This is a genomic window from Promicromonospora sp. NPDC050262 (assembly GCF_040655935.1).
Classification (GTDB): Bacteria; Actinomycetota; Actinomycetes; order Actinomycetales; family Cellulomonadaceae; genus Promicromonospora.
Window position 1 is genome coordinate 328,008 of the sequence record NZ_JBFAKX010000003.1, and the last position, 21,232, is coordinate 349,239.

The window sequence follows — 21,232 nt, forward strand, 5'->3', positions numbered from 1 at the left end:
CCGACGGCCGCTACTGGCCGTCCTGACCGGACCCGCTGTCCTGACCCGGCGCGAACGGCCATTCCTCGAAGGCGCTGCACCGCCCGTCGTCGTCGAGCTCCAGGATCCACAGGTCCCGCCAGCGGTCCCCCGGCTCCAGGTACTCCACGTTCACCCGGACCACCGCCGTGGGCCCGTCGACGGCGATCACCTGTGCCGTCAGCGTGAACTCCTCGTCCGGCCCGTCGCGGTGGCTCTCCCAGAACTCCGCGAGCGCCGGGAGCCCGACGACGGGTGGTGCCCAGGGTGAGGGCTGGTAGGTGGCGTCCTGGGTGAAGAGGTCGGCGAGGCCGTCGGTGCCGGCCGTGCGCCAGAGCCGTTCGTAGTCGCGGATCCACGTCTCGACCGTGGTGCGTCGGGTCATCTGTCGAGGTTACTCAGCAGGTGCGGTCGAGGCCTGGGGTAGGTCCGGGTTCGTGGGCTGGGGTACGGGTCGGTCGATCTGGTCGGCGAGGTGCTGTGGGGCCTGGATGCAGTAGGAGTCGGTGAGCAGCTCGGTGAGCTCGTCCCAGTCGGTGTGCTGGTCGAGGATCAGGCCGACGACGTTGCTGCCCCAGTCGGCCTTGAAGTACTGCGGGCCGAGGTGCTGGAATGCCGCGACCTCGTCGGGCTCGGCGCGCAGGGTGATCCGGACCAGGCCGTCCTCGCCGCCGAACACGTGGGCGACGGTGGCGTCCCTGGTCTTCCAGGCGACGCCCGTCCAGGCGTCGTGCTCGTGGCACTCGGGCAGGCGTTCGAGGATCGCGGCGAGCCGCTGGACGACGTCGACGGGGACGGGTGCGCGTTCGGTCACGTGCGTGAGTCTTGCACCTGCCACTGACACGCCCGCCAGGGCGGTGTCAGTGGCGGCGGGTGTCGGTGACGGGCGGGTGTCAGACGAGCCCGAGCTCCCGGGCGCGGACCCCGGCCTGGAAGCGGGACCCGGCGCCGAGGGCGTCCATGAGCTCGGCGACGCGGCGGCGGTAGGTGCGTACGCCCAGTCCGAGCGTGCGGGCGGCGGTCTCGTCCTTGACCCCCTGGCTGAGCAGGTCCAGGACCTGGGGTGCGAGCTGGCGGATCTCGGCGATCCGGTTGTCGTAGACGTCCAGCTCGGTGGCGGACCGCCATGCGGCCTCGAACAGGGACGTGACGCCCTGGACGGTCTCGCGCTGGGTGATCACGCTGTAGCTGCGCTGCCCGGCGCGGACGTCGCCGGCGAGGACGACGAGGCGGCGGTCGAGGATGATCGTCTCGTTGATCTCGTCGCTCGTGATGCGGACCTGCGCGCCGTGGCGGTCGCGGTCCCGGGCCAGGCCCTGGGCGGCGACGGGGTCCAGCAGCAGCGCGGAGCGGTACACCTTGCGGATGCGGACGTCGCCGGGTCGGCGGATCCTCATCGCCTCGGCGAGCTCGCCCGATGCCTGCGCCCTGGCCCAGGTGGCGAGGTCGTTGGCTGCGCAGGCGACGTCGGTGGCGGAGGCCATCAGGTGCGCGGTGCGCTCCATGAGCTCGCGCTCGCCGTGCACGATGGTGACCACCTCGCCCGTCTGCATGACGTCGATCATGCCTGGCGGCGCGGCACCGCACCAGGCGCGGACGCCGGAGCGGCAACAACCTGCCATCGCCGCGGGATCGGGTGGGCGCGGCGTGAGGCTGGCTCCATGAGCACAGAGATGACCACTGAGACGACCGCCCCCACCACCTGGCAGCTCGGCGACCGCACGGTCAACCGCATCGGGCTGGGCGCCATGCGGCTGATGGGCATGCCCTGGGACGAGAAGCCCCGCGAACGCGGCTCGGCGCTCGCCGTGCTGCGCCGGGCCGTGGAGCTCGGCGTGAACCACATCGACACCGCCGCGTTCTACTTCACGCCCACCCGCTCGGCGAACGAGCTGATCAGCACTGCCCTGCAGCCCTACGGCGACGACCTGGTGATCACCACGAAGGTGGGCCCCGCCCGGTCGCGTGACGGGCAGATGGAGCCCATGGCGCGCCCCGACCAGCTCCGTGGCCAGGTCGAGGAGAACCTGCGCCAGCTCGGCCGCGACCACCTCGACGTCGTGAACCTGCGCTGGGGCACGCGGATGGCGGGCGAGGGACGCGCGGTCGAGTCGGTCGCGGAGCATTTCGGTGCCCTCGCGGAGCTGCGCGAGGCGGGTCTGATCCGGCACCTCGGCGTCTCCAACGTCCTGGCCGAGCAGCTCGCCGAGGCGCTGACCATCGCGCCGGTGGTGTGCGTGCAGAACCAGTACGGCCTCACGCACCGGGAGGACGACGACCTGGTCACCCTCTGCGGCGAGCGCGGCATCGCGTTCGTGCCGTTCTTCGCCGTCGGGGCGGCAGTCCCGGGTGCCTCGCCGGCGGGTGGCCACGACGACACGGGCCGGGCAGAGGTCGAGGCGGTCGCCGCGGCGCACGGTGCCACCCCGGCGCAGGTCCGGCTGGCCTGGACCCTGCACCGCGGCCCGCACGTCCTGGCGATCCCCGGCACGGGCAGCGTGGCGCACCTGGAGGAGAACGTCGCCGCGAGCGCCCTGCGGCTCACCGGGGAGGAGCTGGCGGTGCTGGACGGGATCGCCTAGTCCGGCACCTGGGGCCGGGTAGCGTGACCGCCGTGAGGATCGCGGTCACCGGCTCGACCGGCACGCTCGGCAGTCAGGTCGTCAATCTCCTGGCCGCGAGCGCCGGGCACCATGTCGTGGCGCTGGCGCGTCGTCCGGAGGTGGTGCCGGCGAGGTTGACCGAGCGGGTGCGGCGGTCGGGCGTGGTGACCGCGGTGCGTGCGGACTACGACGAGCCGGGGTCACTGGTGGCGGCGCTGGGCGGGGTCGACGTGCTGGTGTTCGTGTCCGGGGACGGTGAGGCCGCCCGGATGATGGTGCAGCACCGGAACGTGGTGCGGGCCGCCGTCGACGCCGGGGTGGGGCACGTGGTGTACCTGAGCGGGGTGGACGCCGACCTGGTCTCGCCGTTCTGCTACGCGTTCACCAACGGGTGGACGGAGCGGCTGCTGGAGGGCAGCGGGCTGCCGTTCTCGTTCGCTCGGGCGTCGTTGTTCACGGAGTTCTTCGCGGCGTTCCTGCGTCCGGCGCTGCGTTCGGGTGAGCTGCGGGTCCCCGCCGGGGGCGGTCGGGTGTCGCTGGTCTCGCGGTCGGACGTCGGACGCTGCCTGGCGGCGCTGGCGCTGCTGCCGCCGAGCGGGCGACACCATGACCTGACCGGGCCGGCGTCGTCGACCCTGGAGGGCGTGGCCCAGGTGCTGAGCGGGATCGCGGGGCGGCCGGTGCGGTACACCGACGTGCCGCCGCCGGCCCTGGCCGAGGAGCTGGCCAGGGCCGGCGAGGACCCGTGGTGGACGTACGCGTACTGCAGCATGTTCGCCTCGATCCGTGAGGACCGCTGGGGCGGGGTGTCGCACGAGGTGCTGCGGCTCACGGGCCGGGCGCCGTTGTCGGTGGACGACGTCGTCCGCGCGACCGCCTGAGCCGGTCCGCACCACCCGGCGCTACCTGTCCGACGGGCTACCGGTACTGCGCGACGATCGGGCAGTCCATGGGGTCGGCGTGGCCGAGGCCGACGCGGTTGAGGTACTCGACGATGATCCCGTACGACTCGAACAGCCCGGTCTCGGTGTAGGGGATGCCGCGCTCGGCGCAGAACTCCTGCACGATGGGGCGGACCTGGCGGAGGTTGACGCTGGGCATCCGCGGGAAGACGTGGTGCTCGACCTGGTAGTTCAGGCCGCCCATGGCCCATGCGACGAACCGTCCGCCGCGGATGTTGCGCGAGGTGAGGACCTGGCGGCGCAGGAAGTCGATCTCGAGGTCCTTGGGCAGCAGCGGCATGCCCTTGTGGTTGGGGGCGAAGGTGGCGCCCATGTACACGCCGAAGGTGGCGAGCTGGACCAGCATGAAGGCCGTGCCGAGCACCGGGCCGAGGGTGAGCAGCACGAGGGTGGGGAACCCGATGAGCCGGATGCCCAGGAGCACGCTCTCCGCCGCGCGGTGCTTGATCGCCGGGGTCGTGGCGAGCGTCTGGACCGAGTTCGCGTGGAGCACCGGGCCGAACAGCGCCAGCATCGGGAAGAACAGCCAGCCTTGCCGCCGGGTGACCCAGCCGAGGAACCCGGTGCGCCCGGCCTCCTCCCCCGGTACGAACACGAGCGCTCCCGTGGCGATGTCGCCGTCCTTGCCGATCACGTTGGGGTTGCCGTGGTGCTTGTTGTGCTTGCGGTTCCACCAGCCGATGCTGAGCCCGACGCCGAGGTTGCCGATGATCCGGGAGAACCACTCGTTGCGCCGCCCGGAGCTGAAGATCTGCTGGTGGCCGCCGTCGTGGGCGAGGAAGGCACCCTGGGTGAACACGACGCCGAACAGCGCCGCCACCGCGAGCTGCCACCACGTGTCGCCCAGGGTGAGCAGCAGCACGAACGCGACCGCGAGGGCCGCCGTGAACGCGAGGGTGCGGCCGACGTACCAGCCGACGCGACGTCCCATCAGGCCCGCGGCGTTGGCGCGTTCGACGAGCTCGAAGTAGTCGTTGGTCTGCGCGTTGCGGGCCGTGCGTCGTTGGCGGGCCGGGCGGGGCGGGGCTTCGGTCGTCATGGGCGTCAACCTAGGAACACGGTCGTGCACCGCGCGTCCCCCGCAGGAGCCAATCTCACCCCCTACGCAGGTAGTGGGTCAGGGTCCTCGACGGGCAGGGTCGCGGTGAGCTCGAAGCCGCCGTCGAGCGTGGGGCCGGCCGTGACCGTGCCGCCGAGCGCCGCGACGCGCTCGCGGATACCGGCCAGGCCCAGGCGGGCGCCCGGGGTGGGCTCGTCGTCGCGGTCGGGGGGCGTGTTGGTGACGGCGACCCGCAGCTTGTGCCCGTCGCCGGTGATGGTCACGGCGATCGCGGAGCCCGGGGCGTGCCGCAGGGCGTTGCTCAGCGCCTCCTGGACCACGCGGAACGCGGTGAGCCCGACGACCTCGGGCACCTCCGTGCCGGCCTGTGCCTCCGGGTCGTCGGCGTCGTAGGTGATCGCCACGCCGGAGGCGCGGGTGGACTCGACCAGCCCCGTGACGTCGGACAGGCCCGGCAGGGGCGCGGTGGGCGCCGTGTCGTGGCCGCGCAGGATGCCGAGCAGCCCGCGCATCTCCCCCAGCGCACGCCGGGAGGAGGAGGCGATCTCCTCGAACTCACGCTGCACCGCCTCGTCGAGGCCGGGCTGCCGGTAGCGGGCCGTGGACGCCTGGACGGTGATGACCGACATGCTGTGCGCGACGACGTCGTGCAGCTCGCGCGCGATCCGGTTGCGTTCCTCCAGCTCCCGGCGCCGGCTCTTCTCGGCGGCGCTGAGCCGCTCGGCCTGCTCCATGCGCAGCACGCTCAGGCTCCACAGCCGCACGATCACACCGACCAGCGCGAAGCCGCCGCTCAGGGAGACCAGCACGACGCCGTTCGCGAAGGCCGACGGGTGCCCGCCGTCGTCGAGGACCGCGGGCGCCCACACGGTCAGCATCGCCCCGGCCGACCACAGGGAGGCCGCCCAGTACCAGGAGTGGCGCAAGGCCAGCACGAACACCGTCAGGCAGTGTGCGAGCAGCACCGTGACCGGCCACGGCCAGGGCCACTCGGGGCCGGCGCCGGCGGTGACGATCATCAGGGGCAGGGCGCCCGCGACCGAGGCGCCGAGCCCGGCCCACGGCCACCGCACCGCCAGGATCGCGGCGGCGCAGTTGACCAGCGTGAAGGCCATGGCGGCTGCCGGGTGGGTGCCGTACCCGGACGCGGTCACGGGCCAGCCGACGGCGACCAGCGTGACGGCCGCGATCGACACCAGCGACCACAGCCACACGACCTCGCGCCGGGCGATCGAGGCCGCGCTGACGTCCAGGCGGGTCAGCGAGCGCAGCCGGTTGAGGGAACGCGGCCGCGGCGGCGTCTCGGGTGGGTGATCCATCACCCGCAGGCTATGCGGTCGTGCCCCGCGGCGCGTCACCCGTACGACGGACCCGGCGTCATACTTTCGGGTGTCCGCCACCCCGTGTCTCCCGCCATCCGGGCAACGCTTTCGGGCAACGCTTTCGGGCCGCGCTTTCGGGTCGTGGTCGGCCTTCCGGTTAGGTTGTCCCCATGCCACCACCTCCCGACGTCGCCGGGCGCGACATCCGGGTGCTCATCGTCGACGACCAGTCGATGATCCGCGCCGGGTTCGAGGCCCTCCTGAACGCGCACGAGGGGATCACGGTGGTCGGCACGAGCGACGACGGCGCCGGGATCGGCGACGTCGTGCGGCGGGTGCAGCCCGACGTGGTGCTGATGGACATCCGCATGCCCAAGGTCAACGGCCTGGACGCCGCCCGCACGATCCTGGCGATGCCCGGCACCCCGCCCAAGGTGATCATGCTGACCACGTTCGACGCCGACGAGTACGTGTTCTCGGCGCTGCGCGCGGGCGCGAGCGGGTTCCTGCTTAAGGACTCGCCGCCCGAGGAGCTCACCCACGCCGTCCGGATCGTGGCGGCCGGCGAGGCGCTCCTGTCCCCCAGGATCACCCGGGCCCTGATCGCGGACTACGCCGCGCGCCCGGCCACGCCCGCCTCGGTGGCGGCCACCCTGGGCGGGCTGACCGACCGTGAGCTCGACGTCATGAAGGCCGTGGCCGCCGGACGGTCCAACGCCGAGATCGCGACCGAGCTGCACCTCGCCGAGCAGACGGTCAAGACGCACGTCTCGCGCATCCTGAACAAGCTCGCCCTGCGCGACCGGACGCAGATGGTGGTCTGCGCCTACGAGTCCGGCCTGGTGCGCGCCGGCCGCTGAGGGCGTGTCAGGAGGTACGCGTGTCAGGAGGTGCGGACGTACTCGGCGAGGTGCTGACCGGTCAGGGTCGGCTCACCGGCCTTGGCCCGGGCCACCAGGTCGGTGGGCGTGCCCTCGAAGACGACCCGGCCGCCGTCGTGCCCCGCGCCCGGGCCCAGGTCGATGATCCAGTCGGCGTGCGCCATGACGGCCTGGTGGTGCTCGATGACCACGACGGACTTGCCCGACGCGACCAGGCGGTCCAGCAGGGCCAGGAGGTTCTCGACGTCGGCCAGGTGCAGGCCCGCCGTGGGCTCGTCCAGCACGTAGACGCCGCCGTCCTCGCCCAGGTACGTGGCGAGCTTGAGGCGCTGCCGCTCACCCCCGGACAGCGTGGTCAGGGGCTGGCCGATCTTCAGGTACCCCAGCCCGACGTCGGACAGGCGCTCCAGGATCTTGTGCGCCGCCGGCGTCCGAGCGGAACCGGACCCGAAGAACTCCTCGGCCTCGGCCACCGACATCGCCAGCACCTCGGCGATGTCCTTCCCGCCGTCGGTCCCGCCGTCGCCGTCAGGGCCGTCGCCCGAGCCGCCCAGCTTGTACTCCAGCACCGCCGCCTGGAACCGCTTGCCCTCGCACTCCTCGCACGTGGTGGCCACGGTGTCCATGAAGCCGAGCTGGGTGTAGACCACGCCCGCACCGTTGCAGGTGGGGCACGCGCCCTCGGAGTTGGCGCTGAACAGCGCGGGCTTGACGCCGTTGGCCTTGGCGAACGCCTTGCGGATCGGCTCCAGCAGCCCGGTGTACGTGGCGGGGTTTGACCGGCGCGAGCCCTTGATCGCGGCCTGGTCCACCACGACCACGCCGTCGCGACCCGCGAGGCTGCCGTGGATCAGGGAGCTCTTGCCCGACCCCGCGACACCGGTCACGACGCACAGCACGCCCAGCGGCACGTCGACGTCGACGTCGCGCAGGTTGTGGGTGTTCGCGCCGCGGATCTCCAGGGCGCCCGTGGCGGCGCGCGGGGACTCCTTGAGCGAGGCCCGGTCCTCCAGGTGCCGGCCGGTCAGCGTGCCGCTGGAGAGCAGCTCCTCGACGCTGCCCTCGAAGCACACGGTGCCACCCGCGCTGCCCGCGCCCGGCCCGAGGTCGACGACGTGGTCGGCGATCGTGATCGTCTCCGGCTTGTGCTCCACGACCAGCACGGTGTTGCCCTTGTCCCGCAGCTGGAGCAGCAGGTCGTTCATCCGCTGGATGTCGTGCGGGTGCAGGCCGATCGTGGGCTCGTCGAACACGTAGGTGATGTCCGTGAGCGCCGAGCCGAGGTGGCTGATCAGCTTGGTGCGCTGCGCCTCGCCGCCGGACAGCGTGCCCGAGGGCCGGTCCAGCGACAGGTAGCCCAGCCCGATCTCGACGAACTTGTCCAGCAGGTGCTGCAGGTTGCCCAGCAGCGGCGCGACGGACGGCTCGTCCAGGCCGCGCACCCAGTCGGCCAGGTCGCCGATCTGCATGGCGCACGCGTCGGCGATGTTGACGCCCTTGATCTTCGACGCCAGCGCGGCCTCGGCCAGGCGGGTGCCGCCGCAGTCGGGGCAGGTGATGAACGTGACCGCCCGGTCCACGAAGGCGCGCAGGTGCGGCTGCAGCGCGTCGCGGTCCTTGGCGAGCATCGAGCGCCGCACCTGCGGGACCAGGCCCTCGTAGGTCAGGTTGGCGCCGCCGATCTTGCGCTTGGTCGCGTCCCGGTACAGGAAGTCGTGCCGCTCGGTCTCGTTGTAGTCGCGGACCGGCTTGTCACCGTCGAGGTACCCCGACTCCGTGAAGAACCGCACCGACCAGCCGCCCGCCTTGTACCCGGGCACGGTGATCGCGCCCTCGTTGAGCGACTTGTCCTCGTCGACGAGCTCGCTCAGGTCGATGTCCGAGACTGTGCCCCGGCCCTCGCAGCGCGGGCACATCCCGCCGTGGTACGTCGCCTCGCGCACGATCTGCTTCTCGCCCGTGGACGACGTCATCACCCCGCTCGCCGTACGGGCCGGGATGTTGAACGAGTACGCGACCGCCGGTCCGGCCGACGGCGTACCCAGGCGGCTGAACAGCAGCCGCAGCAGCGCGTTGGTGTCGGTCACCGTGCCGAGCGTGGATCGCGGGTTGGCGCCCAGCCGCTCCTGGCCCACGACGATCGCCGTCGTCAGCCCCTCCAGGAGGTCCACGTCCGGCCGCGACAGCGACGGCATGAGGCCCTGCACGAACGCGCTGTAGGTCTCGTTGATCATCCGCTGGGACTCGGCGGCGATGGTCGCGAACACCAGCGAGCTCTTGCCCGAGCCCGAGACCCCGGTGAACACCGTCAGCCGGCGCTTGGGGATCTCCAGGTCCACGTCCCGCAGGTTGTTCTCCCGCGCGCCGTGCACCCGGATCAGGTCGTGGGTGTCCGCCGGGTGGGCACCGGACGACGGTGCGTCCGTACCGGTGCGGGCGGTGGTGCTGGTGGCAGTGCTCGCCGTGTTCATGCTCGGCCTTCCGTGGCAGTGGTACCTGAGGCGGACACCAGCACGGGCCGGGGTCCCTCGGATGCTCCGGTGCCGGCCGGCGCGGTGCTCGTCGGCGCGGTGTCGGTCAAGTCCGTGTCAGTCAGCTCGATGTCAGTCAGCTCGATGTCGGACAGGTGGGTCCCGGCCGCCCGGAGGTAGGCCGCCAGCCCGGGGACGCACATGGCGGCCCGCTCAGAGCTGCTTGATGCGGACGGTGTTGCCCGCCGGGTCGCGGAACGCGCAGTCGCGGAACCCGTACGGCTGGTCGACCGGCTCCTGCATGACCTCCGCACCGCTGGCCTGCACCCGCTCGAACGTCGCCTCCAGGTCGGTGGCGCCCAGGATGACGGCGGCGTAGGTGCCCTTGGCCATCATCTCGGCGACCGTGCGGCGCTCGTCCTCGGTGACGCCCGGGTCGGCCCCCGGCGGCGTCAGCACGATCGAGGTGTCCGGCTGGTCCGCCGGGCCGACCGTGATCCAGCGCATGTCACCCTGCCCGACGTCGAGGAAGACCTCGAAGCCCAGCGCGTCCCGGTAGAACGCCAGGGACGCCTCCGGGTCGGTGTGCGGCAGGAAGGTCTGGTGGATCGTCAGCCCCGTGCTCTTGCTCGTCTGTGTGCTCATGACGGTCACGCTAGGTCCCGACCCGGGGGTCGCGCTTCTCGATTCCTGACGGGCCTGGTCACCTGCTTGGCGATACACGCCGGCAGGCCCGCGGTGTCGACCTGCGCGCCCGCGAGCACGGGGTCGGCGCGGTACACGCTCGGCGGCACCCCGACCAGCTCGGTGAACCGCGTGCTGAACGTCCCCAGCGACGAGCAGCCCACCGCGAAGCAGACCTCGGTCACGCTCAGGTCGCCCCGGCGCAGGAGCATCATGGCGCGCTCGATCCGCCGGGTCATCAGGTAGCTGTACGGGGACTCACCGTAGGCGGCCTTGAACTGGCGCGACAGGTGCCCGGCCGACATGTGCACCCCGGCCGCGAGCGCCGCGACGTCCAGGGGCTGGGTGTACTCGCGGTCCATGCGGTCGCGGACGCGGCGCAGGAGCGCGAGGGTGCGCAGGTGCTCGGCGTCGTCGGCGTTGTTCGTCACGCACGTGATGCTGTCATGTCGTGCCGCCTTGCCCGCGGCCGACAGCGCTCCGCCCGGCTTGTCAGTGGGTCAATGTACGTTGACCGGATGCCTCCCCCGTCGCGAGATCGGTCGCAGCAGGATGTGTTGGCCTCGGCCCTCGAGAGGTTCGGCCTGCGCCTGTCAGATGGCGCATCGCCCGCCGACGCTCGTTCGGGTGCGGGCGTTCATCGTGTGGTGCTGGCGGGTGGTGGCCGGGCGTATCTGAAGGTCACCGCCGCCGACGTCGGTCGCTCCCGCGCCGAGGCGGAGCGGGAGCTGAGGTTCTACCGCGGCGTGGCACCGGCTGCCCCCGTGTCCACGCCTGCGCTGCTGGACGTGCTGATCGTCGACGAGGGCGTCGCGCTCCTTCTCGAGGACGCCGGCGAACAGCTGGCCGTCACTGCCTGGTCCCGGGACCGGTGGCGATTGCTCGGCCGGGAGCTGGCCCGGCTGCACGGGATGCCACTTCCCGCGGGCGACTGGGGACGCGCTGACGACCTGTTGTCGGCGCTCGCGGTCTCGGACCTCGGCCCTGTCGTCGAGTTCTGGTCCGGTCATCTTCCGCAGCTCGATGACCTGCTCGAAGGCAGGACCGCGGTGGTTGACCGCCTCCGGACTGTGCCTTCGGTGTTCGTCCACGGTGACTGTCATACCGGGAACGTCGTGCACGAACAGGCTGGCGGGCACGGCACTCCGGTGTTCTGCGACTGGCAGGCGGCCGGTATCGGGCGGGCGACGTCGGACCTCGCGTTGCTCAGTGTCCGGGCTACCCCGTCGGGTGCTCGTGTCCCGGCCGCCCTCGTCGAGGAGTACCTGGCGCGGACCGCCCGACGAGGTGGCGCGCAGGACGTCGACGAGTTCCGTAGGTGCCTGGCGTTGGAGGAGCTGGCGATCCTGGTCCTCCAGTGGCCGTCGTACGCGGCCTACAACGGTCCAGCCGGTACAGCTCGTATCCGTCGGCGGGCCCGGGAGCTCGCCGAGCGGCTCAGCGGCTGAAGAACTGCAGGTAGTTGGTGTCGCCCCAGCCGTTGTCCGCGCCGTCGGCCTGGTGGCTGACGGCGACGGGGCCGCGGGCGTTGACCGCGACGCCGAACCTGGTGCCGTTGAAGTAGTCCCCGATGGCGACGTCGTTCAGGGGTGTGCTGGTGCGGTCGAGGGTCACCAGGCGGGCCTTGTTGCCGCTGCACGCGGTGCTGCTGGAGTCGGCGACGACACCGAGGGCGACGTAGGAGCGGCCTGCGGGTGCCATGCCGAGGCCGAGGTTGATGTGCTCCCGGCAGCGCACGGGCACGGTGGTGGGGAAGGTCTTGGCCCACACGGTGGTGGTGGGGCCCCAGCCCTGCGTGGTGGAGGTCTGCGTGAAGTGGCGGGTGCGGACGGACAGGTAGCGGCCGTTCCGGTAGGGCCAGACGACGCGGGTGTCGGTGGTGCCCGCGGCGAGCTCGGCGTCCCGGCCCACGGCGAAGGCGTAGGAGGGCGTGGAGCTCGTGGTCTGCTGCCGCCAGAGCTTGTCGCCCGCGGTGATCGTCTCGCGGCCCTGGCCGTCGCTCACGATGCGAGGTGCCCCGCCGGTGGGCGAGACGGTGCCGAGGGTCTGTGGTGCGGTCCAGGTGGTGGCGCCGGGGCGGAGCACGGTGCGCCGGACGGCCTGGGTGGTGGTGCCGGTGGCCTCGGCCCAGACGACGGTCACCTTGCCGGCGTCGTTGATGGTCGCGGCGAAGTACCCGTTCTCGGGCACACCGGTGACCGGGAGCGTCGTCCAGGTCCCGCCCCGCGGGTGCAGGCCCGCCATGAGGCCGTCGGGCGCCCGCCAGACGACGACCGCGTCGCCGTCGGTGGTGGTGACGAAGCTGGTGGCGTGGTCGAGCTCACCGATCGTCTCGGGCGCGGTCCACCGTCCGCCGACGAACTCGCGGGACACCAGGGACGAGTCGGGCCCGGAGGAGACGGCGATCCCGTACGCGCCGGACCCGGCACGGACGCTGCCGCCGTACCCGGGGATCTCGGTCGGGACGGGCCAGGTCCCGTTGTACGTCGAGCCCAGGCTGAGGACCTCGTAACCCTCGCCCGGCACGGGGTGCGCGACGGTGTGCACCCGGCCCGACTGGGATACCGCCGCCGACCAGGTGCCGCCGCTGCGCTGCGTGGGCCAGCCGGGCGCGGGGTCGCCGGGCGCGGCGTGCGCGGGCAGGGGTGTCGCCGCCAGCACCAGCGCTGCTGCCAGGGCGCCCACGATTCGTCGTCGCATCCGGGCTCGCCTTCCTCGGGGCCTCGTCGTCCTGTCGGCGGTCTTTCTTGGCGGTCTTCCCAGCCGAGGTTAGCCCGGGCCGCTCCCGGACGGGCCCGTGGGACCGGGTGAACTCCGCCGGATGGACGCAGCGGGTCAACGCAGGAACACCACACCAGCTCCGTAGGAACGCCGCAGGTCGGAGCGCCCGACCGGGAACAAATCGGGCCTCGTCGCACGTTATGGAAGCAGCAATGAGCAACTGTCCGATGTCTGTGGCCCAGGGTTCTCCCCAACCCTTGACGTGCGTCGGCGCACACGAATCTCCCTGGCTCGACATCCCGGTCCGTGAACCCGGCCCAGCACCCTCTCAGGGCGCTCCCGGTGATCCTGGATCGGCTCGCGCGATGCTGCTCACCCGGCCCCCTACGTATGGAGGACCACGTGACAACACCCGCCCCACTCCTGCGTCCTGTCCCCGACTCCCCTGACACCTCCGACGGCGCTCGCGGCCGCGCCCCGGAACCCGTTCCTGACCGTGCTGCCGACCACTCCGCAGGGAGCGCTGTCGACCGGCCCGCCGCCAGCCCCGCCGGCCCGCTGATGATCGTCGTGGGCGGCGTCCCGGGCGCCGGCAAGAGCACCCTGCTCGCCAACGTCGCCGCGGACGTCCCTCGCGCGGTGGTGCTCGACCCCGACCGCTACCGGCGTCGGATCGCCGCCCGCCTCCCGTCCTGGGTGCCGTACGTCGCCTACCGCTGGGTGGCGCACACCCTGCACGCCGTCGCGACCGTGCTGAGCCTCCTGGCCGGGCCGCGTTCGGGCCGGCCCCTGCTGGTGCACGACACCGCCACCCGCGAGCGCCGTCGGGAGCTGCTGGGCCTGCTGGCGCGGCGGTGCGGGTGGGACCCGGTGCTGGTGGCCGTGGACGTGTCGCTGGCGGAGGCCCTGGACGGGCAGCTGGACCGGGGCCGCGTGGTGCAGCCGGACGAGTTCGTGCGGCACTGGGAGCGGTGGACGGCGCAGCGTTCGCTGCTCGCGGCGGCGGCCGGCGGTCCGCGGGGCCCGTGGTCGGCGGTGCACCTGATGGAGCGGTGCGACGCGTTCGGGCAGGTACGTGACCTGGTCCGGCGGCGTTCGGTCGTGGTGGCTGCGCGCCGCCCGGAGCCGGCGCCTGGCGGCGCCCGGGCCGCCAACCCCTGCGCGGCCTAGCTCACGTGCCGGTCAGGAGCGCCTCCCGGAGGCTTTCGGGCAGGTCGGGCGGGACGTCGGGTGGCACGGCGAGGGCGTGCAGGGCGCGGCTGAAGTAGTTCCGGGCGGCGGCGGCCAGCACGACGTCGACGATCTGCCGGTCGGTGAGCCCGAGGTCGCGCAGCCGCCGGGTGTCCTGCTCGGTCAGCGCGGTTGAGTCGCGGCTGATGCGCTCGGCGAGCTCCATGGCGGTGACCTCGAGCTCGCTGAGTCCGGCGGCGTGGTAGTCGAGGGCGATGCGTTCGAGCTGGGCGTCGTCGAACACGGTGCGGGACTTGCGCCCGTGGGCCAGGCGGCACGCCTGCGACCGCAGGGCGCCTGCGGCGGCGAGGGTGACCAGCTCGTACAGGCGCAGGCCGATGCTGGGCACGATCGCGCCGGTCAGGTCCTCGAACGCGCGCTGCGCCTGCGGGTTGACGGCCATGACCCGGGTGTGGCTCGGCACGTAGCCGAGCTCGCGGAGATCCCCGGCGTACCCCTCGGCGCAGGCGCCGGTGGCCTCGGCGGGCTCGGGAGTCCTGATGATGGTCATCTTTGCAGCGTCCCACCGCCGTCGTCGGCCCGACAGCCGGTGGGCGGGTGAGATCGTCGCCCGCCCACCGGCGTCCCCGTCAGAGCCGCAGCCGGGTCACCGCCAACCGAGCGCCGGCGCCACGTGCTTGATGATGTTCTCGATGACGTGCGCGTTGTAGTCGACGCCGAGCTGGTTGGGCACGGTCAGCAGGAGCGTGTCGGCGGCCGCGACCGCCTCGTCCTCGCGCAGGTCCTCGACCAGTGCGTCGGGCTCGCCCGCATACGTCTTGCCGAACCGGGCGGGGCCGGTGTCGAGGTGGCCCACCTGGTCCTCGCTGTAGACCTCCATGCCGAAGTACTGCCGGTCGCGCTGGTCGGTGATCGGGAAGATGCTGCGGCTGACGGACACGCGCGGCTCGTGCTCGTGCCCGGCCTCGGCCCAGGCGTCGCGGAACCGCTGGATCTGCTCGGCCTGCAGCCGGTGGAACGGCACGCCGGTGTCCTCGGTGAGCAGCGTGGACGACATGAGGTTCATGCCCTGGGCGGCCGTCCACTCGGCCGTCGCGCGGGAGCCGGCGCCCCACCAGATGCGCCGGCGCAGCCCGTCGGAGTGCGGCTCGACGCGCAGCAGCCCCGGCGGGTTGGGGAACATGGGGCGCGGGTTCGGTTCGGCGAAGCCCTCGCCGTCGAGCAGCTCCAGGAACCGGGCGGTGTGCTCCCGGGCCAGGTCCGCGCCGCCGGCGTCCTTCGGCGTCGGCTCGTACCCGAAGTGCCGGTAGCCCTCGATGACCTGCTCGGGTGATCCACGGCTGATGCCGAGCTGCAGCCGCCCGCCGGAGATCAGGTCCGCCGAACCGGCGTCCTCCGCCATGTACAGCGGGTTCTCGTAGCGCATGTCGATCACGCCCGTGCCGATCTCGATGCGGCTGGTGCGCGCCCCGATCGCTGCCAGCAGCGGGAACGGCGAGGCGAGCTGCCGCGCGAAGTGGTGCACCCGGAAGTAGGCGCCGTCGGCACCCAGCTCCTCGGCGGCCACGGCCAGGTCGATCGACTGCAGCAACGCGTCCGACGCCGAGCGGGTGCCCGACGTCGGGTGCGGTGTCCAGTGACCGAAGGACAGGAACCCGATGTTCTTCACGCTGACCTCAACTCTCCCGGGGTGCTCGTCCCGTCCCGGGACGGTACGACCGTTCCCGAACCGTTATCGGCACGCGGGCATCGTTTCGAGCCCGTCGGACGTCTCTATCAGTGTGAGCAACAACGACGCCTTCCTCGACCGCACCACCTCCGCGCAGCCCGACCACTTCTACGGTCGCACCCAGCCGGAGACCGTGCGCTGGTGGATCCCCCTGGTGGCCTCCACCGGCGCGCTGCTCGTCCTCGTCCTGGGCACCGCTGCCGTCGTCAGCGGCATCGTGAACTCGGCGATCGGCAGCATCGGCTGACACGCCTGCCGGGCCACACCGACAGGCGTGGCCCGGCAGGAGCTCACACCTGCTTGCGCACCGCGTCCGCCACGGCGTCCGCGACCCGGTGGTCGAACACCCCCGGGATGATGTACGCGCTGTTCAGCTCGTCCGGCGCGACCACTTCGGCGATCGCCACCGCGGCCACCCGCAGCAGCTCCGTGGTGATGTCCGTGGCCCCCGTGTCGAGCAGCCCCCGGAACAGGCCCGGGAACGCCAGCACGTTGTTGATCTGGTTCGGGTAGTCGCTGCGTCCGGTCGCCACCACCGCCGCGGACTCGGCCGCCTCCAGCGGGTCCACCTCCGGGGTCGGGTTGGCCAGCGCGAAGACGATCGCGTCCTGGGCCATCTGCGCCACGTCCGCACCGGACAGGATCCCGCCCGCCGAGACCCCGATGAACACGTCGGCGCCCTTGAGGCCCTCCTGCAGCGTGCCCGAGAACCCGTCGACGTTGGTGTTGTCGACCAGCCAGCGCCGGTGCGGGTCGTCGGTGACCACGCCCGGGTGCAGCGCGCCGTCCCGGCCGAACGCCACGATGTGCCGTGCGCACTGCGCCTTGAGCAGCCGGATGATCGCGTTGCCCGCGGCCCCGACGCCGGACACGACGATCCGCACGTCCCCCAGGTCCTTGCCGACCACCTTCAGGGCGTTGACCAGCGCCGCCAGCACCACGATCGCCGTGCCGTGCTGGTCGTCGTGGAACACCGGGATGTCCAGCTCCTCGCGCAGCCGCGCCTCGATCTCGAAGCACCGCGGCGCGGCGATGTCCTCCAGGTTGACGCCCCCGTAGACGGGCGCGATCGCCTTGACGATGCGCACGATCTCGTCCGTGTCGGTCGTGTCCAGGCACACCGGCCAGGCGTCCACCCCGCCGAACTCCTTGAACAGCGCCGCCTTGCCCTCCATGACGGGCAGCGCGGCGGCCGGGCCGATGTCGCCCAGGCCCAGCACCGCCGTGCCGTCCGTGACCACGGCGACGGTGTTGCGCTTGATCGTCAGGCGGCGGGCGTCCTCGGGCTTGTCCGCGATCGCCAGGCACACCCGCGCCACCCCGGGCGTGTACGCGCGCGACAGGTCGCGGCGCGTCTTGAGCGGCACCTTGTTCGTGACCTCGATCTTGCCGCCCAGGTGCATCAGGAACGTCGAGTCGCTCGACTTGAGCACCTCCGCGCCCTCCACGGCGTTGACCGCTGCCACGACCCGCTCCCCGTGCTCCGCGTCGATCGTGTCGCACGTGACGTCCACGACCAGGCCGTGCGACGTCGAGTGCGCGATGTCCACGCCCATGACCGCCGCCCCGGCGTCGGCTACCGCCGCTACCACCGTGCTCGTGGCGCGCTGCGACGCGGCCACCTCCACGCGCAGGGTGATCGTGTAGCTCGGGCTGGGCAGCGACATCGTTGTTCTCCTCGGTCCTCCGGCCCTCATCGGCCGGCACGCGGCGCGCGGGCGTGCGCGCACCTGGAGATTCCTACCCCCGCGACGTGACGTGCGCCACACGAGCCCGCCATGCGGACGGTGCACCGGCGAGCTTCGCGCAGGAATGGGGCGTGCAGGATAGGGGCGTGAACGTCTCCCCCGACTCCCCCGCCCGCGACGACGTGCTGCGCCTGCTCGACGAGCACCTCACCGACATGTTCGCCACCTCCCCGGCCGAGAGCGTGCACGCGCTGGACCACACGGCGCTGCTCGCCCCGACGATCACCTTCTGGACCGCCCGGGACGACGACGGTGCGCTGCTGGGGTGCGGTGCGCTCAGCGAGATCGGCGGGACGAGCCAGATCGGCGGGCACGGCGAGATCGGCGGGGACGACGAGATCGGCGGGGACGACGCGAAGCCGGAGGGCGAGATCAAGTCCATGCGCACCGCCGGCCACGCCCGCGGCCGGGGCATTGCCTCGGCGCTGCTCGACGCCGTCCTGGCCGAGGCCACGCGACGCGGGTACGCGCGCGTGAGCCTGGAGACCGGGTCGCAGGACTACTTCGCGGCCGCCCGCCGCCTCTACGCCCGGCACGGGTTCGTCGAGTGCGGGCCGTTCGGGAGCTACACCCTGGACCCGCACAGCGTGTTCATGACCCTGGAGCTGCCGGCGGCGCCGTCTGCCGGGCTGCCGGTGGCAGGCTCGACTGCCGGCTCTGCTTCCGCAGGAGCCCCCGCAGGCTCGTGATGCGGTCCTCGTCCAGCCCGGCGTACCGCAGGTAGGCCACCGGGTCCAGCTCCGCCAGCCAGTCCAGCAGTGCCGCACGGCGCTCGCCGACGCGTTCGTCGAGCTGCCGGGCGGTCCACGTCTCGCCGCGGTGCTGCACCCAGGCGCCGCGTTCGACGTCGTAGGCCACGCCGCCGCCGCGGTGCGTGGTGCCGCGGAAGGCGCGCTCGTAGTCCTGCGCGATCGCCTCGTGCTCCACGCCCGTCAGCGACAGCAGCAGGGCGGTGATCATCCCGGTGCGGTCGCGGCCGGCCGCGCAGTGCACCAGCACGGGCCCGGGGGCGTCGGCGATCACCCGGAACACGCCGCCGAACAGGTGCGGGTACATCGCGGTGTTCGGCGCGTAGGAGCGCGGGTGGTCGAGCCAGGGGCCGCAGGTCTCCAGGAAGTGCGGGTCGCCGGGGTCCTCGGTCGGGGTGTTGTGCGTGACGAGCTCCCGGGGCCGCACGGCGTCGGGCATGAGGTCGTGCGCCTGCTTGACCTCGGCGGGGTTGCGCAGGTCGACGACGGTCGTGAGCCCGGCGTCGACGGCCTCCGCCCAGCCGGTCTGCGTCATGGGTTCGGGAGCGCCCGAGCGCCAGACGCGCCCTGCGACGGTGGTCCCGCCGTCCTCCAGCGGGAGGCCACCGAGATCGCGGAGGTTGACGGCGCCGTCCCAGACCTGGAGGTTCACCGGGTTGCTCATGTGCGGCATCGTGGTTGGGGGTCCACGGGCAGGTCAACGGGTAGAACTGCCCGTGGACAGCGCGTCCTGGTCAGGTGTCCAGGTCGCGCGTCCAACTCAGGCGTCGAGGTCGACGACGACCAGCGCGTAGTTGTCGGGGGCGCCCGCCGCCTCCACGGCGTCGGCGATCTCCTGCCCGACGGCGTCGGGGTCGCCCTCACGCGTCAGGAGGGCCGCGAGGTGGTCCGCCGCCAGGACCGCGTGGACGCCGTCGCCGGTCAGGACGAACCGGTCACCCGCCCGTACCTCGGTCGTGGCCAGGTCGGGTCCTGCGTCGGAGTGCCCGCCGGTCCCGACCGGGACGAGCGCCTGGTTCAGGAGGTTGCGGTCCTCGTGGGAGCGCGCCTCGTCCTCGGTCAGCCGGCCCTCCTCGATCAGCGCCGCGACCACCGTGTGATCCCGGGTGAGCCGCTCCGCCCGGCCGTCCCGCACGAGCCACAGGCGCGAGTCGCCGACGTGCGCGCTGAACAGCGTCGAGCCGACCAGCAGCGCGGCGGTCACGGTGGTGCCGAAGTGGTGCGGGTCGGGCAGGGTGGCCGCCTCGGCGGTGATCGCCCGGCTCGCCTCGGCCGTTGCCGCCAGGAGCGCGGCCGCGGGGTCGCCGTCCGCCGTCGTCCAGGGGGCGTCCACCGTGGTGCCCGTGGTGGTGCCCACAGGGGCATCCATCGCGGCGAAGGCGTCGACGGCCAGACCGGCCGGGACGGGGCTGCCGTGCGGCCCGAACCCGTCGGCGACGACGAACAGGGAGCCGCCCGCGTAGAGCGCGTCCTGCTGGGCCGCGCGGGCGCCCTGGCCGAGTCGCCAGGCGCTACGGGCGGTAAGCGTGGGGCCTGAGATCTGCATGATCGTCTCCTTCGTGCGCAGGTGTTCGACGACGGAGGCGACGATGTCGCGGCGTGAGGCCGTGTCGGCCTCGACCTGACGCCAGTACGCCCGCACCTGGTCGGCCGCCACACCTGCCGGCGCGGAGGCGACCGCACGGATGCGGGCCAGGGGCATGCCGATCAGCCGCAGCCGCGCGACCAGGCGGGCCCGGTCGAGCTGGGCCGGCGCGTACCAGCGGTACCCGGTCAGCGGGTCCACCCGATCCGGCCGCAGCAGGTCGAGCTCGTCGTACAGGCGCAACGCCTTGGGCGTCAGGCCGGACGTCCGGGCGAACTCGCCGATGCTCAGGTGCTCCACGTCGTCATCCTCGTCCCCGGCGCGGGTCGCCGGTGCTCAGGAGACTGGCGGTTCCCCCAGGGTGAAGGTCAAGGGGATCGAGATGCCGTTGCGTAGAAGCAACAGGTTGCGTCAAGGCGTGTGAAGTGCCGCTACCTGACACACTGCCGGCGCTTCACCGCCGCCGCGGTACCGCCACCCGGTCCAGGTCGGACGCGACCGTGAGCTCGCCGTCGAACACCGTGCGCGCCTCCCTCTCGAACTCGGTCGGGTCGGTGTACCGCTGCGAGAAGTGGGTCAGCACCAGGCTCCGGACCCCGCACCGCGCGGCCACCGTCGCCGCCTCCAGCGCGGTCAGGTGCCCGTGGTCGCGCGCGAGGTGCCGGTCGCGGTCCAGGTAGGTCGACTCGATGACGAGCAGGTCCACGCCGTCGGCCAGGCTCGGCACGGCGTCGCACATCCGGGTGTCCATGACGAACGCGAACGACTGGCCGGGCCGCGGCTCGCTGACGTCCTCCAGCCGGACCGTGCCGTGGGGCGTGCCGATCGTGCCCTCCTGGGCGAGGCGGCCGACGTCGGGCCCATGAATGCCCGCGGCGGCCAGCCGCTCCGGGACCATGCGGCGGCCGTCCGGCTCGTCGAGCCGGTACCCGTACGCCTCCAGCGAGTGGTCCAGCCGGGCCGCCCGCAGCACCGCGGGGCCGTGCAGCTCCCCCGGCACGCGGGGCACGACGCCGTCCCGGCTCAGCCCCTGCAGCGCGAGCCGCTCCTGGTGGTAGAAGGCGGTGGCGTCGCACAGGTGCTCGACCCAGCGGCGGCCCGACGCCGGGAAGGTCACCGGCACCGTCTGTGGCACCGCGTCCAGGCTGATGCGCTGCACCACGCCGGCCAGGCCCAGGCTGTGATCGCCGTGCAGGTGCGTGAGCGCGATCCGGGTCAGCGCCGTCGCGGAGATCCCCGCGTGCAGCATCTGGCGCTGGGACCCCTCGCCCGGGTCGAACAGGATGACCTCGTCGTCCCAGAACAGCACGTAGCCGTTGTGGTTGCGGGTCCTGGTGGGCACCTGGCTCGCGGTGCCGAGCGCGACGAGCTCGCGGCTCGAGACACGATGGTGGGCTGGACGCTGGAACACGCTCGCATTGTGTCCCGGCGAGCGGTCGTCGGCACGGGAAATCTCCCCGCGGAGCGTCCGGCAAGCCATCTGACACCTGCCCGATATCACCCGATAG

General features: G+C 72.6%; 22 protein-coding genes. 7 read left to right on the top strand and 15 right to left on the bottom strand.

The window, feature by feature from the left end:
* Positions 1–10: 10 nt before the first annotated feature.
* The 3 genes from AB0I29_RS06970 to AB0I29_RS06980 all read right to left on the bottom strand — a co-directional run bounded on the left by AB0I29_RS06970 (position 11) and on the right by AB0I29_RS06980 (position 1,571).
* Positions 11–403, bottom strand: a complete 393-nt coding sequence (locus AB0I29_RS06970; RefSeq protein WP_357479668.1) for a nuclear transport factor 2 family protein — start codon at positions 401–403, stop codon at positions 11–13.
* Between the two features lie 9 nt (positions 404–412).
* Complete coding sequence (locus AB0I29_RS06975; RefSeq protein ID WP_357479670.1) at positions 413–832, bottom strand: MmcQ/YjbR family DNA-binding protein; 420 nt, start codon at positions 830–832, stop codon at positions 413–415.
* Positions 833–911: 79 nt separating this feature from the next.
* Positions 912–1,571 (bottom strand): DNA-binding response regulator, encoded by a 660-nt coding sequence (locus AB0I29_RS06980; protein ID WP_285104746.1) that lies wholly within the window; start codon positions 1,569–1,571, stop codon positions 912–914.
* Between the two features lie 120 nt (positions 1,572–1,691).
* Here AB0I29_RS06980 and AB0I29_RS06985 point away from each other — a divergent pair, with 120 nt between their 5' ends.
* Both AB0I29_RS06985 and AB0I29_RS06990 read left to right on the top strand, forming a co-directional pair.
* Positions 1,692–2,600 (top strand): oxidoreductase, encoded by a 909-nt coding sequence (locus AB0I29_RS06985; RefSeq protein WP_357479674.1) that lies wholly within the window; start codon positions 1,692–1,694, stop codon positions 2,598–2,600.
* A 32-nt stretch (positions 2,601–2,632) separates the two neighbouring features.
* The gene (locus tag AB0I29_RS06990) at positions 2,633–3,502 is read left to right on the top strand and encodes an NmrA family NAD(P)-binding protein (protein WP_357479677.1); all 870 of its coding nucleotides are present in this window, start codon (positions 2,633–2,635) and stop codon (positions 3,500–3,502) included.
* Positions 3,503–3,539: 37 nt separating this feature from the next.
* Here AB0I29_RS06990 and AB0I29_RS06995 read toward each other — a convergent pair whose 3' ends face one another.
* Entirely contained in the window at positions 3,540–4,622 is a 1,083-nt protein-coding gene (locus tag AB0I29_RS06995) for an acyl-CoA desaturase (RefSeq protein WP_357479680.1), read from the bottom strand.
* A gap of 62 nt (positions 4,623–4,684) precedes the next feature.
* The gene (locus AB0I29_RS07000; protein ID WP_285104753.1) at positions 4,685–5,962 is read right to left on the bottom strand and encodes a histidine kinase; all 1,278 of its coding nucleotides are present in this window, start codon (positions 5,960–5,962) and stop codon (positions 4,685–4,687) included.
* A 173-nt stretch (positions 5,963–6,135) separates the two neighbouring features.
* On the opposite strand from AB0I29_RS07000, the gene AB0I29_RS07005 reads away from it, so the two are divergent.
* Positions 6,136–6,825, top strand: coding sequence for a response regulator transcription factor (locus AB0I29_RS07005; protein WP_285104754.1), 690 nt, complete (start codon positions 6,136–6,138; stop codon positions 6,823–6,825).
* A gap of 23 nt (positions 6,826–6,848) precedes the next feature.
* Here the strand turns inward: AB0I29_RS07005 and AB0I29_RS07010 are convergent, their stop codons facing one another.
* The 3 genes from AB0I29_RS07010 to AB0I29_RS07020 form a co-directional block, all read right to left on the bottom strand.
* A complete protein-coding gene (locus AB0I29_RS07010; protein WP_357479684.1) occupies positions 6,849–9,317 on the bottom strand; it encodes an excinuclease ABC subunit UvrA in 2,469 nt (822 codons plus the stop codon).
* Between the two features lie 213 nt (positions 9,318–9,530).
* The gene (locus tag AB0I29_RS07015) at positions 9,531–9,962 is read right to left on the bottom strand and encodes a VOC family protein (RefSeq protein WP_285104758.1); all 432 of its coding nucleotides are present in this window, start codon (positions 9,960–9,962) and stop codon (positions 9,531–9,533) included.
* 5 nt (positions 9,963–9,967) lie between these two features.
* Positions 9,968–10,432, bottom strand: coding sequence for a helix-turn-helix transcriptional regulator (locus AB0I29_RS07020; RefSeq protein WP_357479689.1), 465 nt, complete (start codon positions 10,430–10,432; stop codon positions 9,968–9,970).
* Between the two features lie 87 nt (positions 10,433–10,519).
* Between AB0I29_RS07020 and AB0I29_RS07025 the strand changes: the two genes are divergently transcribed.
* The gene (locus tag AB0I29_RS07025; protein ID WP_357479691.1) at positions 10,520–11,449 is read left to right on the top strand and encodes an aminoglycoside phosphotransferase family protein; all 930 of its coding nucleotides are present in this window, start codon (positions 10,520–10,522) and stop codon (positions 11,447–11,449) included.
* Here the strand turns inward: AB0I29_RS07025 and AB0I29_RS07030 are convergent.
* The gene (locus tag AB0I29_RS07030) at positions 11,439–12,701 is read right to left on the bottom strand and encodes a hypothetical protein (protein WP_357479694.1); all 1,263 of its coding nucleotides are present in this window, start codon (positions 12,699–12,701) and stop codon (positions 11,439–11,441) included. The genes AB0I29_RS07025 and AB0I29_RS07030 overlap by 11 nt on opposite strands.
* A 423-nt stretch (positions 12,702–13,124) precedes the next feature.
* On the opposite strand from AB0I29_RS07030, the gene AB0I29_RS07035 reads away from it, so the two are divergent.
* A complete protein-coding gene (locus AB0I29_RS07035) occupies positions 13,125–13,892 on the top strand; it encodes an AAA family ATPase (protein WP_357479697.1) in 768 nt (255 codons plus the stop codon).
* Position 13,893: 1 nt separating this feature from the next.
* Here AB0I29_RS07035 and AB0I29_RS07040 read toward each other — a convergent pair whose 3' ends face one another.
* On the bottom strand, positions 13,894–14,463 hold the full coding sequence (locus AB0I29_RS07040; RefSeq protein ID WP_285104768.1) for a carboxymuconolactone decarboxylase family protein: 570 nt from the start codon (positions 14,461–14,463) through the stop codon (positions 13,894–13,896).
* Positions 14,464–14,559: 96 nt separating this feature from the next.
* Positions 14,560–15,582, bottom strand: a complete 1,023-nt coding sequence (locus AB0I29_RS07045; protein ID WP_357479700.1) for an LLM class flavin-dependent oxidoreductase — start codon at positions 15,580–15,582, stop codon at positions 14,560–14,562.
* A 112-nt stretch (positions 15,583–15,694) separates the two neighbouring features.
* Here AB0I29_RS07045 and AB0I29_RS07050 point away from each other — a divergent pair, with 112 nt between their 5' ends.
* Positions 15,695–15,889: a hypothetical protein gene (locus AB0I29_RS07050; protein WP_357479703.1), complete on the top strand. Its 195-nt coding sequence runs from the start codon at positions 15,695–15,697 to the stop codon at positions 15,887–15,889.
* Positions 15,890–15,932: 43 nt separating this feature from the next.
* Here AB0I29_RS07050 and AB0I29_RS07055 read toward each other — a convergent pair whose 3' ends face one another.
* Entirely contained in the window at positions 15,933–17,309 is a 1,377-nt protein-coding gene (locus tag AB0I29_RS07055) for an NAD-dependent malic enzyme (RefSeq protein ID WP_357479706.1), read from the bottom strand.
* Between the two features lie 167 nt (positions 17,310–17,476).
* Between AB0I29_RS07055 and AB0I29_RS07060 the strand changes: the two genes are divergently transcribed.
* Positions 17,477–18,079 carry a GNAT family N-acetyltransferase gene (locus tag AB0I29_RS07060; protein WP_357479709.1) on the top strand — a complete coding sequence of 201 codons (603 nt, stop codon included), beginning with the start codon at positions 17,477–17,479 and terminating at the stop codon, positions 18,077–18,079.
* Here AB0I29_RS07060 and AB0I29_RS07065 read toward each other — a convergent pair.
* The 3 genes from AB0I29_RS07065 to AB0I29_RS07075 form a co-directional block, all read right to left on the bottom strand.
* On the bottom strand, positions 17,982–18,803 hold the full coding sequence (locus AB0I29_RS07065; RefSeq protein ID WP_357479712.1) for a tyrosine-protein phosphatase: 822 nt from the start codon (positions 18,801–18,803) through the stop codon (positions 17,982–17,984). The genes AB0I29_RS07060 and AB0I29_RS07065 overlap by 98 nt on opposite strands.
* A gap of 96 nt (positions 18,804–18,899) precedes the next feature.
* Positions 18,900–20,024 carry a MerR family transcriptional regulator gene (locus tag AB0I29_RS07070; RefSeq protein ID WP_357479715.1) on the bottom strand — a complete coding sequence of 375 codons (1,125 nt, stop codon included), beginning with the start codon at positions 20,022–20,024 and terminating at the stop codon, positions 18,900–18,902.
* 154 nt (positions 20,025–20,178) lie between these two features.
* Positions 20,179–21,135 (bottom strand): ribonuclease Z, encoded by a 957-nt coding sequence (locus AB0I29_RS07075; protein ID WP_357479718.1) that lies wholly within the window; start codon positions 21,133–21,135, stop codon positions 20,179–20,181.
* Between the last annotated feature and the right edge of the window lie 97 nt (positions 21,136–21,232).

What these genes read in the sequence shown, in the direction of transcription:
- AB0I29_RS06985 (WP_357479674.1), top strand. Translation starts at nt 1,692, where the DNA reads ATGACCACTGAGACGACCGCCCCCACCACCTGGCAGCTCGGCGACCGC.
- AB0I29_RS07010 (WP_357479684.1), bottom strand. Translation starts at nt 9,317, where the DNA reads ATGAACACGGCGAGCACTGCCACCAGCACCACCGCCCGCACCGGTACG.
- AB0I29_RS07055 (WP_357479706.1), bottom strand. Translation starts at nt 17,309, where the DNA reads ATGTCGCTGCCCAGCCCGAGCTACACGATCACCCTGCGCGTGGAGGTG.
- AB0I29_RS07025 (WP_357479691.1), top strand. Translation starts at nt 10,520, where the DNA reads ATGCCTCCCCCGTCGCGAGATCGGTCGCAGCAGGATGTGTTGGCCTCG.
- AB0I29_RS07030 (WP_357479694.1), bottom strand. Translation starts at nt 12,701, where the DNA reads ATGCGACGACGAATCGTGGGCGCCCTGGCAGCAGCGCTGGTGCTGGCG.
- AB0I29_RS07065 (WP_357479712.1), bottom strand. Translation starts at nt 18,803, where the DNA reads ATGAGCAACCCGGTGAACCTCCAGGTCTGGGACGGCGCCGTCAACCTC.
- AB0I29_RS07040 (WP_285104768.1), bottom strand. Translation starts at nt 14,463, where the DNA reads ATGACCATCATCAGGACTCCCGAGCCCGCCGAGGCCACCGGCGCCTGC.
- AB0I29_RS06970 (WP_357479668.1), bottom strand. Translation starts at nt 403, where the DNA reads ATGACCCGACGCACCACGGTCGAGACGTGGATCCGCGACTACGAACGG.
- AB0I29_RS07000 (WP_285104753.1), bottom strand. Translation starts at nt 5,962, where the DNA reads ATGGATCACCCACCCGAGACGCCGCCGCGGCCGCGTTCCCTCAACCGG.
- AB0I29_RS07015 (WP_285104758.1), bottom strand. Translation starts at nt 9,962, where the DNA reads ATGAGCACACAGACGAGCAAGAGCACGGGGCTGACGATCCACCAGACC.
- AB0I29_RS07005 (WP_285104754.1), top strand. Translation starts at nt 6,136, where the DNA reads ATGCCACCACCTCCCGACGTCGCCGGGCGCGACATCCGGGTGCTCATC.
- AB0I29_RS06980 (WP_285104746.1), bottom strand. Translation starts at nt 1,571, where the DNA reads ATGCAGACGGGCGAGGTGGTCACCATCGTGCACGGCGAGCGCGAGCTC.
- AB0I29_RS06995 (WP_357479680.1), bottom strand. Translation starts at nt 4,622, where the DNA reads ATGACGACCGAAGCCCCGCCCCGCCCGGCCCGCCAACGACGCACGGCC.